The organism is Plantactinospora sp. CNZ320 (genome assembly GCF_002846275.1).
On record NZ_PJMP01000001.1, the window covers coordinates 3,074,050 to 3,091,038 of the forward strand.

Annotated in this window: 17 protein-coding genes; 8 read left to right on the forward strand and 9 right to left on the reverse strand. The window is 72.8% G+C overall.

Annotated features, from left to right (window positions below; translation table 11 throughout):
* Positions 1-8: 8 nt before the first annotated feature.
* Positions 9-3,173 (reverse strand): winged helix-turn-helix domain-containing protein, encoded by a 3,165-nt coding sequence (locus tag CLT71_RS13450; protein WP_101367401.1) that lies wholly within the window; start codon positions 3,171-3,173, stop codon positions 9-11.
* Positions 3,174-3,458: 285 nt separating this feature from the next.
* Here CLT71_RS13450 and CLT71_RS13455 point away from each other — a divergent pair, with 285 nt between their 5' ends.
* A complete protein-coding gene (locus CLT71_RS13455) occupies positions 3,459-3,776 on the forward strand; it encodes a hypothetical protein (RefSeq protein ID WP_101367402.1) in 318 nt (105 codons plus the stop codon).
* Between the two features lie 140 nt (positions 3,777-3,916).
* Here the strand turns inward: CLT71_RS13455 and CLT71_RS13460 are convergent, their stop codons facing one another.
* Complete coding sequence (locus CLT71_RS13460) at positions 3,917-4,330, reverse strand: peptidase inhibitor family I36 protein (protein ID WP_101367403.1); 414 nt, start codon at positions 4,328-4,330, stop codon at positions 3,917-3,919.
* Positions 4,331-4,988: 658 nt separating this feature from the next.
* A complete protein-coding gene (locus CLT71_RS13465) occupies positions 4,989-5,807 on the reverse strand; it encodes a trypsin-like serine protease (RefSeq protein ID WP_101367404.1) in 819 nt (272 codons plus the stop codon).
* A 162-nt stretch (positions 5,808-5,969) separates the two neighbouring features.
* Here CLT71_RS13465 and CLT71_RS13470 point away from each other — a divergent pair, with 162 nt between their 5' ends.
* Complete coding sequence (locus tag CLT71_RS13470; protein WP_101367405.1) at positions 5,970-7,088, forward strand: DNA polymerase III subunit beta family protein; 1,119 nt, start codon at positions 5,970-5,972, stop codon at positions 7,086-7,088.
* 12 nt (positions 7,089-7,100) lie between these two features.
* Here CLT71_RS13470 and CLT71_RS13475 read toward each other — a convergent pair whose 3' ends face one another.
* Positions 7,101-7,529 carry a VOC family protein gene (locus CLT71_RS13475; protein WP_101367406.1) on the reverse strand — a complete coding sequence of 143 codons (429 nt, stop codon included), beginning with the start codon at positions 7,527-7,529 and terminating at the stop codon, positions 7,101-7,103.
* A gap of 113 nt (positions 7,530-7,642) precedes the next feature.
* On the opposite strand from CLT71_RS13475, the gene CLT71_RS13480 reads away from it, so the two are divergent.
* On the forward strand, positions 7,643-8,629 hold the full coding sequence (locus CLT71_RS13480; protein WP_101367407.1) for a L,D-transpeptidase: 987 nt from the start codon (positions 7,643-7,645) through the stop codon (positions 8,627-8,629).
* A gap of 117 nt (positions 8,630-8,746) precedes the next feature.
* Positions 8,747-9,550: a hypothetical protein gene (locus CLT71_RS13485; RefSeq protein ID WP_143743460.1), complete on the forward strand. Its 804-nt coding sequence runs from the start codon at positions 8,747-8,749 to the stop codon at positions 9,548-9,550.
* Between the two features lie 59 nt (positions 9,551-9,609).
* On the opposite strand, the gene CLT71_RS13490 is transcribed toward CLT71_RS13485, so the two are convergent.
* The 3 genes from CLT71_RS13490 to CLT71_RS13500 form a co-directional block, all read right to left on the reverse strand.
* Entirely contained in the window at positions 9,610-10,116 is a 507-nt protein-coding gene (locus CLT71_RS13490) for a GNAT family N-acetyltransferase (protein ID WP_101367409.1), read from the reverse strand.
* Positions 10,117-10,258: 142 nt separating this feature from the next.
* Entirely contained in the window at positions 10,259-11,062 is an 804-nt protein-coding gene (locus tag CLT71_RS13495; RefSeq protein WP_486483249.1) for a G5 domain-containing protein, read from the reverse strand.
* A gap of 126 nt (positions 11,063-11,188) precedes the next feature.
* Positions 11,189-11,905: a DUF998 domain-containing protein gene (locus tag CLT71_RS13500; protein ID WP_101367410.1), complete on the reverse strand. Its 717-nt coding sequence runs from the start codon at positions 11,903-11,905 to the stop codon at positions 11,189-11,191.
* A 370-nt stretch (positions 11,906-12,275) separates the two neighbouring features.
* On the opposite strand from CLT71_RS13500, the gene CLT71_RS13510 reads away from it, so the two are divergent.
* Positions 12,276-13,373, forward strand: coding sequence for a BTAD domain-containing putative transcriptional regulator (locus CLT71_RS13510; RefSeq protein ID WP_143743461.1), 1,098 nt, complete (start codon positions 12,276-12,278; stop codon positions 13,371-13,373).
* A gap of 3 nt (positions 13,374-13,376) precedes the next feature.
* Here the strand turns inward: CLT71_RS13510 and CLT71_RS13515 are convergent, their stop codons facing one another.
* Both CLT71_RS13515 and CLT71_RS13520 read right to left on the reverse strand, forming a co-directional pair.
* On the reverse strand, positions 13,377-13,724 hold the full coding sequence (locus tag CLT71_RS13515) for a hypothetical protein (RefSeq protein WP_101367413.1): 348 nt from the start codon (positions 13,722-13,724) through the stop codon (positions 13,377-13,379).
* A gap of 209 nt (positions 13,725-13,933) precedes the next feature.
* Complete coding sequence (locus CLT71_RS13520; RefSeq protein ID WP_101371423.1) at positions 13,934-14,545, reverse strand: ABATE domain-containing protein; 612 nt, start codon at positions 14,543-14,545, stop codon at positions 13,934-13,936.
* A gap of 149 nt (positions 14,546-14,694) precedes the next feature.
* Here CLT71_RS13520 and CLT71_RS13525 point away from each other — a divergent pair, with 149 nt between their 5' ends.
* From CLT71_RS13525 to CLT71_RS13535, 3 genes are all read left to right on the forward strand, one after another.
* Positions 14,695-15,441: a metallophosphoesterase gene (locus CLT71_RS13525; RefSeq protein ID WP_101367414.1), complete on the forward strand. Its 747-nt coding sequence runs from the start codon at positions 14,695-14,697 to the stop codon at positions 15,439-15,441.
* Between the two features lie 2 nt (positions 15,442-15,443).
* Complete coding sequence (locus tag CLT71_RS13530; RefSeq protein ID WP_101367415.1) at positions 15,444-16,085, forward strand: LysE family translocator; 642 nt, start codon at positions 15,444-15,446, stop codon at positions 16,083-16,085.
* 110 nt (positions 16,086-16,195) lie between these two features.
* Entirely contained in the window at positions 16,196-16,813 is a 618-nt protein-coding gene (locus CLT71_RS13535; protein WP_486483250.1) for a hypothetical protein, read from the forward strand.
* Positions 16,814-16,989: the final 176 nt, after the last annotated feature.

A 16,989-nucleotide genomic window follows, 5' to 3' on the forward strand; every position in this document is an offset into this window, starting at 1 on the left:
TGCGGCCCTCAGATCAGGTTGAGTTCGCGGGCCCGCCGTACGGCGTCACGCCGCCGGGTGGCGTCGAGTTTGCGGTAGATGTTCCGGACGTGTGTCTTGACGGTGTTGACCGAGAGCGACAGCTCCGCTGCGATTTCCACATTGGACAGGACGCTCTGTAGGTAGCGGAGCACTGTCAACTCCCGCTCGGTCAGCGGCTCACCGAGTGGCGGCGGGGTCGACGTCCCCCCCGCGCCGGCCGTACCGTCGGTGGCGTCGAGCAGTTCCCGCACCATCGACCAGTACGCCGTACCGGAGTCGAGGTGGGCGGCGAGCAGTTCCCGTACCGGTGGATCTGCCCGGGTGAAGACCTGCCGGAAGCCCTCCAGTTCGGCCAGCCGGAGCACCTGTTCGAGTGCCCGGGTGGCGCGACGGTGGTCACCGGTCAGCCGGGCCGCACTAGCGTCGAGGAGTCCGGCCGCCAGCCGCAGCGGGAGCGGCCCGCCAGCCTCGGCCGGCGCCTCCCAGTCCGGCAACGTACGCAGGGCGGCCTGCGGATCCCGCCCCCGCAGATGGGCCCGGGACAGCGCCACCGCCACCGGCTCGATCGGCGCCACCGCGCACTCCAGCACCGGGGTCAGCATCTCCCGGGCCAGCTCGACGTCGCCGTGGTCGATCCAGAGTTCCGCCTCGGCGGCGAGCAGCCAGTGTGCCAGTGGCTGTGCCTCCGCCCGGTCACCGAGTCGGCGACGGCTTCCCGCCAACGCCTGGTGCGCACCGGTCAGGTCACCCCGGTCGCGCAGCAGTCGCGCCTGGATGATGCCGACCAGTCCGTGTACCAACGCTTCGTCGACGTGCTCGGCGGCCCGCAGGCCGAGCCCCAGGTTCGCGTCCGCGTCGTCCGGCCGGTCCCGGTACAGCGCGACGAGCGCCTGCGCGAGATGGGCGTGTACGCCGTCAGCCGGCCGGACCAGCCCGTCGAGGGGTGCCGCGCCGAGTGCCTCCCGAGCGGCCTCGTCGGCGCTGGTCAGCTCGCCCCGGACAGCCCGGGCCAGCGCCAACCGGCCCAGGCAGAGCCGACGCGCCCGGGGTAGTCCCGCCCGGGTCGCCTCGACCAGCCCGCCGACGATCTCCGGCTCGGCGACGCTCAACTCCCCCGTCCCGAACCTGATCATTCCCGGCACCATCCTGGCCACCGCCCTGGCCCGCAGTTCGAGATCGTCCTGACCGGAGTCCCCGGAACCGATCCGATCAAGATCGATCTCGATCCCAAGGTCTTGGTCCAGGTCGAGATTCAGGTTGATGTCGAGGTCGAGGTCGAAGTCGAGGTCGATCAGGGTGTGCTGGGCGCGGTCGACCCGATCGACCTTGGCGTCGGTGTGAGCCGGGACGTCCGCGCGAGCCTCGGCGTCCGCCGGAGGCTCGACGTGTGCGTGGGGCTTGGCGTCGGCATGTGGCTCGGCGTCGGCGCGAGGCTGGGCGTCCCTGCGAGCCTCGACGTCGGCGTGGGGCTCGACGTCGGCGTGGGGCTCGACGTCGACTCCGGGGGCGGTGTCGGACGCGGGCGGATCCGGGCGGAGAAGGTCGGCGACACCCGCGCGTACCGCCGGTCCGTCCCCGTGCGGCTGGGCGGCGGCGAGCCGCAGCGCCGCCGCGATTCGCCGGAACCGGTGCCGGCGGGCGCTGTCGAGCAGATCGGTGTGCTCGGCCGCCACCCCGAGGTAGTCCGAGGCGGCCGCCGGCTCGCCCCCGTCCAGCCGGTCGGCGGCACAGGCGAGGCCGAGTTCGGGATCGGAGCGGACCGCCTCGGGGGACGGTGCTGGCGGCGCCGGCCGGGTCGGCGCGTACTGGCCGTAGGGGACCAGGTCCGGCCAGTGCCGCAGCAGCACGTCGATCGCGTACGGCCAGTCGTGCGCGGCCAGCGCGTGCCGGAGCCCCTCGGCCGGTAGGCCGTTCGCGGTGAACCAGGTGGCGGCCCGACGGTGCAACTCGGCCACCTGCTCGGCGGGGCGGCGAGCCAGTTCGGAGCGGAGCAGTTCGCCGAGCATCGGATGGCACCGGTACCCCGCCGGTCGACCGCCGAGTGGGATCACGAACCCGCCGAGACGGTCCAGTTCGGACAGTACCCGGGAGGCGTCGGTGCGTCCGGTCAACGTGTCCAGCAGCTCGGCGGAGAAGCCCGCGACAAGTGACGCCCGGCAGAGCGCCTCCCTGGCGTCACCGGAGAGCCCGACGATCAGCTCCTCGGTCAGATAGGCGGCGACGTCCGGATGTTCCCCGGTGAACTCGTCGACGAACCGGGCCGGGTCGGGGTGGCCTGGCAGGGCGAGCGCGGCGAACCGCAGGCCGGCGGGCCAGCCCTCGGTACGGCTCACCAGCCTGCGGGTCTGCTCGGGCGGCAACGGCTCCCCGTACGCGGAGAAGAGGTCGGCGACCTCGCTCGCCCGGAACGCCAGGTCGGCGGCGCGGATCTCGGTCAGCTCCCCGCTGAGCCGCCAGCGGTGCAGGGCGAGCCCGGGGTCGGTACGGCAGCCGATCACCAGCCTCAGTCGTCCCGCCGTGTGCCGGAGCAGGAACTCCAGCCCGCTGGAGACCTCGGGGTCGTCCACCTGGTGCAGATCGTCCAGGATCAGGGTCGCCGGGCCGGTACGCCGGGCCAACTGGTCGGCGAGGGATTCCAACCCGTACGCCGGGTCCGGCTCCGCCCCGGCATCCGGTTCCGGCCCGTCGACGGCGGGGCGCAGCGCGGCGTACAGATATGACCAGAGTCGTGCTCCGCCGTCACCCGGCTCCAGCGAGAGCCAGCCCACCGGGCCACGGTCCGGGCTCTTTCCGGCCCGACCGTCCATCGCGTTGCGCGCCCGGCACCAGGAACTCAGCAACACCGTCTTGCCCCAGCCGGCCGAGGCCGAGACCACTGTCAACGGCCCGGCGGTGCCGAGGTCGAGCAGTTCGAAGAGCCGGGGCCGGGGCAGCAGTACCGCCCCGGAGCGGGGCGCGGCGGCCAGTTTGGCGGTGAGCAACGGCGGTACCGGACGCTCGGCCCCGCCCGGCTGGCCGGCGGATGCCGCTGCGGTGCCCGGCCCGCCCGTTCCGAGCAGTTCCTCGACCTGATCCTCGATCCGGTTTCCGACCCGGTCCTCGATCCGCTCCCCGATCCGGTTTCCGATCCGGTCCTCGATCCGCTCCGACAATGCCCCACCTCTTCCGACCCGCCGGTGCGACGGTCCGAGGCGGATACCCCGCCCGTGGCGCTTCACCCCTTGCGGACGAGTCCGGTTCACCCGGTACCGCCGGACGATGACGCCCCGGGCGCGGACCCGGCGCGGACCCGGAAAACACCAGACCGGACGGCACCGGACAGCCGGGACAGGTGGAGCGCCGGGACGACAGGCAACAGGTGACAGGGACAGGGAGAGGGACAGGGACAGGTGCAGCGGGTCGGGCGGCCCGAGGCATGAGCGCGGCGGAGGATTGCGATGGGGGTACCCGACCGTCAGGCCGAGTGCACCGGCTCGCGGTCGTACGCGGTGACCATCGACCGCCCACCCGCCGAGCTGGCGCCGGATGGGCGGCTTCCCGAGCCGGTGGCCGGCCTCGGCCCCGGCGTGACGGTGACGGTACGCCCGGCGCCCGGCGGGCGCGGCAGCGAACTCGTCGCCGTGCTCTGCGAGGACGAACCGCCGGCGCTGGCCAGACTGTCGACCTGGCTGCTCGGCGAGAACCGCCGGGAGGCGGTACGCGCCGCGTTGCGCCAGGCGAAGCAGTTGGCCGAGACCGGCGAGGTGCTGCGGTGAAACAGCGTCGCAGCACCTCGCCGCCCGGCCCTGGCCCGGTCGGCGCCGCCTCGCCGGCCCGGCCGCGGTCGGTGTGAGGAAGTCGCCCCGCTCAGCGCATCCGGTGGTCGCGGGGCCCTCGTTACCGGCTCGGGGCAGGTTCAGTAGACGAAGACGCTCTGCGCCGGGAAGGTGAAGGACGGGTTGCTGCCGGTGAGCAGCATCGGCCGGCCGGTGCAGTCGTCGTTGACGTAGAGCAGGGCAGCCCGGTTGTTCGTGTTGATCCACGAGTGGGCACGCTCGGCCCAGCCGTGCGCGACCAGGTCGACACAGGCCCCGACCGCCGGGTCCAGCGCGGAAGCGGTGAACCGGGCTCCGGTGTACGAGGTCCCCTCGAACAGGCACAGCGCGCTGAAAAACTCACAGGTCCCGCTACTCGTCGTCGACGAGCCGGCCTCGGCCGAGACGCCGGCGGCGGCCGCCGGTCCGGCGTACGCACCACCGACAATGGTGGCGGTAAGCAGCGACACCAGCAGTCGGAAGCTGTTTCGCCTATTGGCACGCAGTTTTCGCATGATGTTTCCCCCTTTTTCTGACCGATTCCAGAGACGATGGCGAACGACAGGGAGGAATCCCGTCCGGAAACCGGGGCGGGTGCGGTGCGTCGGGGCACGGCCGACGTCGACGGCAGGCCGGTGGCACGATGGCCGGGTGTGACGCCGCAACACCCGCAACGGTCGTGCGCCCGTGGCCCACCGCTGACGTATCCGCAGGTGACGACAGCTTGCCTGACGCTGGTGGCGCTCGGGCAGGCCAGCGGTCACAGGATCGCCCGAAGCCGGTACGTGACCGGCAGGCGGCGCGGGCGTAGCGGCGGTGGCCGTGGCCCACGTGGTGTCAGCGAGTCATCGATCGGGTTCTTGCCCGGCACGCCATTGTGCGGAATCGAGCAACGGAATTCTTCCACTCACGCGACGCCCCCGCACGCGGTCCTCGGTGGAGAAAACGGAAATCACCCTGGCCAAGCCATCAGAGAACGTCGATACCATAACACGCTGCCATGGCACTCACAAATGGCTTTACAGTTTCCACCCCGTTACGCCTCCCGTACTCCAGGCTCAGCCGCCGTCCGGCGGCCGCCGAAGCGCAGCCGGCACCGGGCGACACGACGCGGGCCCGGCGAGCTGGTCGCCGGGCCCGCGCTCGCCGGTCAACGGATGCGGGGTCGGTCGGTCAGGAGGGCAGTCCGCCGACCTGGGTGTTGATCCAGGTCCGGATGGAGGGGAGGTCGCCGTAGATGGACGGCCCGGTCGCGCAGGTCGAGTTGTTGTTGCCCGCCCGGCTGGTCGCGCCGATCAGGTTCCACCGGCCGTTGACGCTGCGCACCTGCGGGCCACCGGAGTCGCCGTAGCAGGCCCCGGCGTTGCCGTTGGTGTTGTTGGTGCAGATCTCGTACGGCCCGTTGATGCCGGAGCACCGGCTGTCGGCCACGATCGAGGTGTCCAGTTCGTGGGCGACCGTCGGCGCCGAGCCGCAGCCCCGGGTCGGGCAGGTCTGCCCCCAGCCGATGATCCGGGTCGCCGTACCGACCGCGCCGGAGGTGCTCGGGATGACGGCCGGGGCGTAACTCACCGAACTGCCGAGCTGGAAGAGCTTCACGTCGATGGAGGGGTGGTTCACCGCGCGTACCACGCTGACCACCGTGCCGCCGCTGGTGCGGTTGATGCTGCCCACCCGCACCGAACTCGGCGTCGGGCAGTGCTTGGCGGTGACCACCCAGTTGGCCTTGATCAGCGAGGCCGAGCAACCCGAGGTGTAGACCAGGAACGAGTAGTTCTCCGAGGCCGGCCGGCCGTTCACCACAAGCGTGCCGATGCCGCCGTCGCCGTCGGTGGCCTCAGGTCCGGGCGCGTCCGCCGCCGCCGGCAGCTTCGCGTACGCCGTGGACGGTGCCGCCGAGGCGATGGCCGGCAGGGACAGGCCGGCGGCGACGAGCGCGGCCACCAGGCACGTGCGGCGGATGAGCACGCGCGCCGGGTGTGGTCGGGACATGGCTGACCTCCTGGGGTGTCGGAGTCGGGTCAGGCAGCACACTAGCGCTCTATAGATAGCTGTAGATACATATCCCTTCTCCCCTACCACGGCTCGATGCGCCGGGCCGATCGGCGCAGCGGGTTGACTCTCGACCTGGTCGAGGCGGCAGAATGCCTGCTCATGAACGGGAGTGGCCGACTTCTCGGCATCGGCGAGATGGCCCGGGCCAGTGGCCTGAGCATCAGCGCGCTGCGCTTCTACGACGGCGCCGGTGTACTGCCGCCCGCCTCGGTGGACCCGGGCACCGGTTACCGCAGGTACGCCGAACGGCAGTTGCCCGCCGCCCGCCTGCTGGCCGGCCTGCGCCGGATCGGGATGCCGCTGGCCGAGATCACCCGGGTACTCGAGTTGCGCGGCTCGGACCCGGCCGCGGTGTCCCGGCTGCTGGACGCACACCTGCACCGACTGGAGGAGGGGCTCGCCGACGCCCGCCGGGAGGCGGCCCGGCTCCGGGTACTCTGCACCGCCGCCGAGCCGGAGGTCCGGCTGACCGTATCCGGTGGGAAGCTCGCGGCGGCGGTCGACGCGGTCCGGTTCGCGGTCGGGGCCGACCCCGGGCTGCCGATGCTCGGCGGCGTGCACTTCGAGATCGACCGGGACGTGCTCCGGCTGGTCGCCACCGACCGGTACCGGATGGCGGTCGCCGAGGTCCCCGCCGAACCCGGCCCGGACGACCCCGCCAGGGCCGGGGCGCACGGTGAGGTCTCCCGGTTGACCGCGCCGGTGGCGTTCGTCGACGCGGCCCGGGCGCTGCTGACCGGTGGCTGGCCGGCGACCCTCACCCTCGGCCCCGCCACGGTCAGCCTGCGGGTGCGGGACCGCCGGGTCGCCGGTACCCCGATGGAGCACGACTTTCCGGACTACCGCCGGTTCCTGCGGGCCGCGACCGGCGGGCCGCAACGCCGCCGGGTGACTGTCGACGTCGCCGGGCTGCGCGAGCGGCTGACCTCCGGCGAGACCCGGACCGTGGTACGGCCGGACGACGGCGCCCGCTGCGCGGTCAGCGTACTGGCGGTCGACGCCACGAACCGGCTCACCGTCGCCCCCGCCGACGCACCGACCCCGCCGGCCGATCCGGTGGTGCGGGTCGGAGTCGACCGGGAGTTCCTGCTCGACGCCCTGGACGCGGTCGGGCCGGGCCAACTGGTCCTCGAACTCGACGGGCCGATCCGCCCGCTGGCCGTACGCCGTGCCGACGACGACCGCGCCTTCTCCATCCTGATGCCGGTACGGCTCTGACCGCCCGGCGCCTCACTCCTCCTGCGGGGCAGGGTGTTCCGTACCCAGTTCGGTGAAGAGGGTCAGTTGCAGGTGCCCGGGTGCGGCCAACCGCGAGTTGAGCGAGTTCCACGGCGTACGGGTCGGCTCGGCGAGCACCGTCGCACCCGCGTCGGCCAGGGTCGCGGTGACCGCCGGGCTGTCGTCGACCTCCAGGGCGACCCGGATGTGCCCGGCGACCCGTCGGCCCACCTCGACCTCGTCGATGAACTCGGCGTGCCCCGGGTCGGTGATCTCCAGGGTGGCCTGGCCGGCCTCCAGGATCGTGACCCGACCGTCCGGTGAGGAGAAGGCCGCCCGCTCCGGCATGCCCAGCACGTCGCGGTAGAACCGGAGCGCCTCGTCGTAGTCGTCGGCGGTGACCACCAGCCGGAGTTGCCGGACAGGAGACGGCTCAGTCATGGCGCCCAGTCTGGCACGCCCCCGATCGGCGACGTGCCGCTCCCCGGCACCGGCCGGGGACACACGGATCGGGAATGACCGACCCGGACAGGTCGATCACATAAAGTAGCTAGATGCCTTTTGTCCGCTTCAACCCGACAGCCTCGGGGCGGGCACGCGGCCGGACCGGCGCCGCTCTGGCCGTACTCGCCGGGGTGCTCGTGCTGGCGGTGGCGGTGGTCAACGAGGCACCCGGGCCACGACGGGCCGCCGACCGGCCACCGCCGGCCGAACTGCTCCGGCCCACTCCGGCCGCCCCGCCCACCACCGAGCCGACACTGCCCGCCGCGCCACCTCCGGCGGACCTCCCGACGGTCGACTACGGACCCGCACCGCGCGGCTTTCCCCGCGACCCGGCGCCGATGTCGACGGTACGACTCGGCGAGGGCCTCCGACCGATCCGCCGGGTCGCCGCCTACGACGCGCCGGGCGGCCGACCCCGGGCCTTCCTCGCCCCCACCATCAGCGGAGTTCCGGTGACGATGCCGATCGTGGCGCGCCGGGTGGGCTGGACCGCCCTACTGCTTCCGTCGGCGAACCGGACCATCGCCTGGGTACCGCCCGGGCCGTGGAGCACTGTGGAACTGCGCGACCTGGTCGTGGTGGCCCGGCGGAGCCACCGGCTGCACTGGTACCGGGACGACCGGCTGGTCCGCTCCTGGCAGGTCAGCGTCGGCACCCCGGCCACGCCCACCCCGCTGGGCCGGACGTTCATCCTCGGCCGGTCGACCCTGCCCGGCCGGGTCTACGCGGACACCCCGGTCTTCGCGCTCGGCGCCGTACCCGACGAACCGAACTCGGTCCCGTCCGGGCTGCGCGGTGCGCACATCGGCCTGCACGCCTGGTACGAGCCCCGCCAACTCGGCCGGGACAACAGCAACGGCTGCATCCGGATAGCTCGGCAGGCCCAGGAGGTGCTGCTCGCCGAGCTGGCGCCCGGCACTGAACTGCTGGTGCTGGACCGGTTCTCCGCACCCGCGAGGCTCTCCGGAACCGGTCCGGTCCCCCGGGCGTCCACAGGCGACAGTGCGGCCAGGCTGACGATCGCGGTGGCCCGCTGACAGCTCCGGACGGGCCCGTGCGGGACCCCTCCGACCGACCCGCTGGTCATCCGGGCTGTCGTGTTACGCTCCGCCGTTCCGAAGATGATCTACCGAGACACCGGAACGGGGAGCGGGATGACTCGGATGCACCGTGGCGGTGCCGTACTGGCTGCCGTCGTCGCCCTGGTCGTGCTGACCGGCTGCCAAAGGCTCACCGGAAGCGGCGATCCCGAGGCGACGCCTGCCGAATCCGCGGCGTTGCGGGGTGCGGCCCAGGCGGTCAAGGAAGCCCAGACACTGCGGGCCACCTTCAAGACCAGACAGTCCGGCGGAACGTTGTCCGGCGGCACCATGACCGGGCAGGCCGAGGTGGTCGCCGGGACCGCGATGGCGGTGACCTGGAGCTACCGTACGGAGACCGGCTCGGGCGACCCGACGACGATCGACGGCCGGCTGATCAGGGCCGACAACGCCGTGTACCTGAACTCGTCGCGGTGGAAGCTGCCGGCGGGCAAGAAATTTTTCTCGATCAACCCTGGTTGGCAGGCCACCCCGGACGAGCCGATCGCACCCGAGTGGTTCGCACTGGTGATGACCCGGCTGCTCGACCCGCTGTTCCTGCTCGACCAGGGCCTGCCCGAGGCGGACGGGGTGGCCACCACACCGGCACCGGGCGAGCCCGAGGGCACCACCGGCTACACGGTCGACTGGTCCTTTTCGACGAACACCGCCGGGCCGGAGATGACGACCTGGACGCAGCAGGTGGGCGCGGCTGTCCTGAAGGTCTCGCTCTATCTGGACGGAAGCGGCCGGCCGGTACGGCTGAAGGCCGACTCCTCGGCCCAGCACATGCTCTTCGACACCGAGGTCACCTTCGAGAGCTACGGCACCCCGGCCAAGGTCGCCCCGCCCGCTCCGGCGCAGGTGGAAAAGGTCTGACGTGCGCAGGTAGACAAGGTCTGGCGCCCGGGTAGAAGGTCTGACTCCCCGGCCCGGGGCTACAGGTCGCGGCGCATGCAGGTCCGGGGCCACCGGTCCAGGCCGTGTGCCGCCTCGCTGGCCCGGATCGCGACCAGCCCCGGCGTCAACTCCGGCTCGTCGAGGGCGACGAAGCCACACCGCGCGTAGTACGGCGCGTTCCACGGCACCTCGGTGAAGGTGGTCAGGGTCAGCGCCTGCACCCCGACCGTCCGGGCATGCGCCGCCAGGTGCTCGATCAGTTGCCGACCCACGCCCCGGCGGGCGGCCCGGGGATGCACCGACACCTGCTCGACGTGCAGGTTGCCGTCCACCGGCTCGGCGAGCAGATAGCCGGCCGGTACGTCGTCGGTGTCGACGGCGACCCAGGCCAGGCCGGCGCGCTGGTACCGGGCCAGTTCCTCGACCGAGGGTGGTTCGTCGTCGGCGATCTCGGGCATCCCGACGTCCCGGAAGGACCGCCCGGCGGCTCGCTCGATGTCCCGCAGTACCGGCAGGTCCTGCTGCCGGGCCGGTCGAATCCGCATTGGATCATCCTCCCGGCCCGGCCGCCGGACAGCCAGCGATATTCCGCCCCCCGACGACCCTGACCCGTCCCAGCCCGTCCCCCGGCCCCGAAACCGCCCAGCACCCCGCGTCGACCGCCCGACGGGACACGTCGCCGACCGCTCAGTCGTCGCAGCCGTAGCCGTCGCCGTCCCGATCCAGGTCGTAGATGTCGTTGCCGATCACCCGTACCGGTCCGCTGACGTACTTCGGTCCGTTGCCGCCGCCACCCGCGCAGTCCACGTCGCTGGCGATCGGGACGCAACCGCTGTAGTTCGGATCACACCTGCTGGTCTCCTTGGTGCCGACCGCGACAACCTGGGTCACCGGCTTCCTGGTCACCACCTCCGAGACGAGTTTCTTGGCCGTCTGCACGCCGTCGACGTAGGTGACCTCGTAGGTGAGGGTCTTGCTGCCCTTCACCCCGGCGGTCCGCACCTTGCGCTTGCCCTTGGCCAGCGAGGAGTCCTGCACGGTCCGCTGACCGAACGGGATGCTGCGGGTCTCGGTGATCCGCCGCCGGTCGGTCGTCGGGGTCGTCGGAGCCGCCGAGGTCGGCGCCGGACTCGCCGCCTCCGACGGCGCGGTCGCCGGGGAACTCGGCGACACCGACGGCGTGGTCGCCGGGGAACTCGGCGACACCGACGGCGTGGCGGCGACGGAGGCATCCGCCGCCGAGGAAGTGTTCGCCGAACCGGCCTCGGGATCGGCGCTGTTCCCGATCGCCGCGAGGCCGCCGCAGCAGAGCAGCAGCGAGAGCACCGGACCACCGACGAAGAGCGCCGCCTTCTGCCCCGGACCGAGCCGGCCGAGCGGACCGGGTCGGGAACGGGCCACCCCCGGGTACGCCGGGCCTGCGGACGGCTGGTAGCCCGGCTGCTGCCCGGTGTGCGGATACGCGCCGGGCTCATGTGGTTGATAGGTCACCGGAGCAGTCTTGGCGCAGAGCTAGATCATCCATAGTGGTCGTCCGGCGACACTTCGTGACGCCGACGGGCCTCGGTGCGGACACCGATGGATCTGCCGGATGGCCGGGGTGGCGGAGAATCCCGCCTATCCGGCCGCCCGCTCCTGCCGGACGATCCGGCGCAGGCCGACCGCCACCGTGCCGAGCCAGAGGGCGTACGACCACAGCATCAGCCGTTCGGCGAGTCCGGCGACGTTCTCGTACCCGCCGACGGTCAACGACGCGCCGTCGGTCATCACGTCGCCTCCGGCCACCGCGAAGCCCAGGAACGCCACCACACACAGCACCGTCGTGACGGCCAGTGCCCGGTGCACCGGTCGCCACCGGGGATCCCGCCGCCACGACCGGATGAGCAGGACAGCCGCGACCGGCAGCACGACGAAGGCGGTCAGCCCGGCAACCCCGTGCAGCATGCCGACGGGCGAGGGCGGCCGGTCCCACTGGCCGTACGGGTCGGTCGGAAAGATCCCGCCCACCAGTACGGCGACGCTCCAGATCCCGAGCAGCCACAACCCGACCCTGCCTCCCCGGGTCCGGGCGGCGGCCAGCCGGAGCAGTCCGGCCGACGCGACGGCGAGCACCAGCAGCCCGGCCGGGATCAGCGGTCCCACCCCCGGGGCGTGCACGTAGTGGCTGATCATCCGCTCCACCGGGCTCCACTCCGGGGTGCCGAGGTCGGCCACGACAAAGCCGACGAACGGCAGCGCCACGCCGGCCAGTACGGCATCGGCAGCGGCGTGGCGCCGTGGACGCGGTACGCCGACGGATCGGGGCGGTCGGGTCGGGGATGCGGTGCGGGACATCGGGAACCTCCTCGGTGGACTCGCCCGGACGCTATGCGCGGAGCACCGCCCGGCGCGTCGTGCTGCGGCAGGGCTCCGCGCCGACGCTGCGGGACTACCGGCTACACCGATCGGAGTAGGTCAGCACCACCCTGGCGACCGGGTGCTGCTCCGGCGGCACCGGCTGCCGGGCGAGTTCGTGCGGCACCGGCGACCAGGTCGTGCTCGGGCGGCACCGGCGACCAGGTCGTGCTCGGGCGGCACCGGCGACCGGGGCGCCGCCGGGCACCCGGAGCACGCCTGCGGGGCCCAACCGGTCCAGCGGTGATTCAGCCGGTCCAGCGGCGGTTCAGTCGGCGTCCAGTTCCGGCTGGGAGTCTCGGCAGTGTCGATGGATGGGTCGTCCACCTCTGCCGCTGCCTGCCGGCTGCACGAAGAGCCGGGCACGTTCGGCGCGTTGCTTCGCGGGTACCGGGCGCGGGCCGGGCTGACCCAGGTCGCCCTGGCGTCCCACGCCGGGCTGGGCGTACGGACCGTACGCGATCTGGAGCACGACCGGGTACGGCAACCGCAGCGCCGGGTACTGGCCCGGCTCGCCGCCGCCCTCGACCTCTCCGCCGCCGAACAGGCCCGGCTCGGCTCCACGGTTCCCGGTCGACCCGACGGGCCGGACGGGTCGGGCCGGTCGGACGGGTCGCTCCGGATCGACGTACTGGGACCGCTGCGGATCCGGCACGGGGGCCGGCCGGTCGACGTGGGGCCGCCGAAGCACCAGCTCCTGCTCGGGCTGCTCGCCGTGCAACCGGACCAGCCGGTGCCGGTCTGCGACATCGTCGACGTGCTGTGGGACCGGCCGCCGCGCAGCTGTCGCGCCCTGGTCCAGACGTACCTGACCAGGGTGCGTCGGCTCGTCGGCGCCGCGCACCCCGGTGCCGGGCGCGCCGGACCGGCCACCGGACCGGTCATCGTCCGCGACCGGCACGGGTACCGACTCGCGTTGCCGGCCGACCGGGTCGACGCGGGACGCTTCCGGACCCTTGCCGAGCGGGCCGCCCGGGCGCACCGCCGGGGGCAACTGGATCGGGCGGTCGAGCTGTTCTGCGCCGGGCTGGCCTGCTGGCGCGGGCCGCTGCTGGCCGGTACCGGATCCAGGCTGCTCCGGCATCCCGCCGCGGCTGCCCTGTCCCGGCACCGGTTGGACTGCGTGCTGACCCTGGCCGACCTCGCCTTCGCCACCGGCGTCGCCGATCGGGTGACCGCGCCGCTGGCCCAGGTCGCCGAGGTGGAGCAGTGGCACGAAGGGCTGCACGCCCGGCTGATGCTCGCGCTGGCCAGCACCGGGGAGCAGGCCAGCGCGCTGCGACTCTTCGGCCGGTTGCGGGCACGCCTCGCCGACGAACTCGGGGTTATGCCCGGCGCGGAACTGCGGGCCGCGCACCTGCGGGTGTTGCGCCAGCAGGTACCCGGCGCCGACGGCCGCCCGGCGTGACGGTCAGGAGTTGGAGATCACGTAGGCGTTGGGCGAGGAACTGCCCCAGTTGACGACACAACTGCCCGAGTAGACGGGGCCGTAGACGATCCGCCAGCCGGCAGGGATGGGCGAGGACCGACACACCGTCAGGGACGAGCCGGCGGGCATCCCGTCGGCCTGCTGCACGAAGAGGTAGCTGGCCCGGGTGTTCGGGTTGCAGATCCCGCCGTACGCCAGCACGACCCAGCCGGCCGGCACGCTGCCGCAGGACCAGGTCTGGTCACCGGGAGCCGCCAGGGCCGGCGCCGGTGGCGCGACAAGTGCGACTCCGAGTACTGCCGCGGTGAGCACGGCGAGGATCCGACGCATCTTCCTGCTCCCATCGCCCGAGGGTCGGTACCCCCGAAACGCTATGGGCCGGCGCGGGGCGTACCCGGGGTAGCGGGACGTGCGGGGCACCGGCTCCCGGCCGGCCCGGCTGAGCTGGGCGGACCCGGGTCGTATCCAGGGACGGACCGGCAGAACCGGCAGAACTCGGCACGGCGGGCGGAAGTGCCGCCGGACGGCGGGAGCGGTGGTCAGTCCGTCCGGTCCGCGGCGCGGCGGCGGTAGTGCCGGGAGACGCGGGCGCGGTTGCCACAGGACGCCTTGCACCACTCCTGACGCGGGTGTCCCCGGACGAAGTAGCGCACGCAGCGGGGCGCCGGGCAGGCGGCCAGCCGCTCCCGCGCCGGGCTGGCCAGGAACTCGATCGCGGCCCGGGCCAGCCCGGCGAGCAGGCGTGTCCGGGCATCGGCCGCTGCACCGGACCAGTCGAGGGTCGGGTCCGCCCGGTCCGGCCAGCTCAGTACCGGGCGGAGCGGCCATCGCCCGGCGGCCCGGTTGAGCTGGTCGACGGCCTCCGGCACCGGGAGCAGCGCGGCGGAGTCGGCCCGGCTCGGCGGTCCGGGGTGGACAGCCCGGGCGAAGAGGGTACGCGTGACGCGGCGCAGCCCGACCACGTCGAGCCGGAGCCGTTCGTCGGCGAGTTCCCCGCTCGGGTCGAGACTGCCGGCGTACTCGCGCAGCGGCTCGGCCTGCTCGCGGAGCCACTCGGCCAGCCCGGCGACGTCGGCGAGGTCGTCCGCCACCCCGCCGTTGCCGTCGTGCCGGATCGTGCCGGCGAGAGCTAGCGCGAGTTGCTGCGACATCGGCATCTCCTCTGCTGATCCGTCGTCGCTCCGTTGCTGGTTTACTGCCGGTCCAGTGCTGGCCCACTGCCGACGGCTTGTCCGGGCGGCCGGGTCCAGGGTAGCGTCCCTAATGGCTTAGCAACGAGCAACCATTAGGGGGAAATCGAGTGCTCGTCATCGCCCACCTCAGCGACACGCACCTGGACAGCCATCCCCGGTCGGCGGAACGGACCGCCCGGGTGATGGACTACCTGCACGCCCTGCCGCGACCGGTCGACGCGATCCTGGTCACCGGGGACATCGCCGACAGCGGTGAGGTGGCCGAGTACGAGCTGGCGGCGAAGCTCCTCGCCTCGCCGCTGCCGGTACTCGTCTGCCCCGGCAACCACGACGTGCGGGACGCGTACCGGAAGGGTCTGCTCGGCGACCCGCACGGCGGAACCGGCCCGATCAACAGCCGGCACGACGTGGCCGGCGCGGTCTTCCTGCTCGCCGACTCGTCGGTGCCCGGCCGGCACGACGGGCACCTCGACGCCGAGACGATGGGCTGGCTCGCCGACGAACTCGGCTCGACGCCGGCCGGGACGCCGGTCTTCGTCGCCTTCCACCACCCGCCGATCGCCCTGCACCATCCGGTCGCCGACACGATCCGGCTGCTTCCGGCCGAGCCGCTCGCCGAACTCCTCGCCGCCCACCCGCAGGTCGTCGCGGTGCTGACCGGGCACTTCCACACCTCCGCCGCCAGCACCTTCGCCGGCCGGCCGCTGCGGATCGCCCCCGGCGTCGCCTCCACGCTCCGGCTGCCCTGGGAGGGTGACGGGACGCTGCTCGACCCGACCCAGCCGCCCGGGGTGGCGTTCCACGTCTACGACGACGCGGGGTTGCTCACCACGCACTACCGGGTAGTCACCTGAGGATGCGGGGCGTCGCCGTACTCGGCTTCCTGGTGGCCGTCGCACCGATCACCGCCACCCCGGGCACCAGCCTGGCCCTGGTCGTCTCGCGGGTCGCCGCCGGCGGGCGCCGGCAGGGCTGGTGGGTGATCCTGGGTACCCTCACCGGCCTCTACCTGCACGCCCTGCTCGCCGCTGTCGGGCTGGCCGCGCTGGTACTCCGCTCCTCGCAGGCATTCCTGCTGGTCAAGCTGCTCGGTGCCGGTTATCTCGTCGGCCTCGGACTCTGGCTGCTCTGGTCGACGACGACCCGCCGTCGACCGAGCACAGTGGACGGATCGGTCCCGCCCCGGGCCCGGCGGCTGCCGTGGCGCGGCCACCACCCGTACCTCCAGGGATTTCTCGGCAACGTGCTCAACCCGAAGGCGGCGGCCGTCTACCTGACCCTGGCCCCGCAGTTCCTCGACGTGGACGGTCCGGTGCTGGCCCCGATGCTGCTGCTCGGCACGGCACACGCGCTCCTGGTCGGCTGCTGGCTCGCCGGCTGGACCGCCGTCTCCGGAGCCGCCGCCCGACTGCTGCGCACCGTACGGGCCCGCCGGTTGCTCGACCGAGCGACCGGCACGATCCTGGTCGGGCTCGGCATCCGTACGGCGGCAACCTGAGACCGGGGATATCCGTGCTGCCGTCAACCGGTGGCGATCTAAACTCGTTCCAGGGTGGACAGCTTCCGGCCGACTGCTGGAACAGCAACGCCCGGCGGGGGGGACGCGTCATGCTCGGACTGTTCGCTCGACACCTCGTGGGCGGCGTGACCGCCTGGCTGGTCTTCACCGCCGAGGGAATCGTCGTCTACGTCGGCCTGCTCGGCTATGCGGTTGCCACTGGTGCCGACATCGGCGGGCCGCTGGCCGGGCCGTTCATGGTGCTGCTCGCCGCCGTGGCCGGTGTGGCACTGCTGCCGCTGCTCTTCCTGCCCTCCGTCGTGGTCGGCGAACTCGCCGCCCCCGGTGGGCGACTGCCGAGAAAGCTGCTGATCGCTCTCGGCACCGCGGCAGCACTGGTCGGGGTCTGTCTGGCCGTCGCCGGACCGGTCACCGACCTCTCCTTCCGCAACGCGATGCTGGGCTGGCCGCTCGGCCTGCTCGCGGTGGTGTTCCCGGTGACCGCCTACGTCGGCATGGTGCACGGCACCCACCGGGTCACCACCTGGCTGGCCCGACGCATCCGCGCCGGCAGCGCCAGCAGCACCGCCACCGGCAGCAGCACCGGCAGCGCCAACGCCAACGCCAACGCCAACGCCAACGCCAACGCCAACGCCAACGCCAACGCCGAGATGGTAGGGCGCCAGGCCCGGCCCCGGCTGGCGTCCGGAGCCGACTCCAGCCGGTAGCAGCGGAAAGGCTCGCAGCGCCGCCCAGCCAGTGGGCGCGGCGGGACCACCGCCAGTCGCAACTTCGGTCGAGAAACAGCCGCAAGCTTCGGTCAAGAAACAGTGATCAAGGGTACTTCCCGACACCCCGGGCCGCACAATCTAGGGACGTTCGACCCAAGTGGACGGGGACTGGG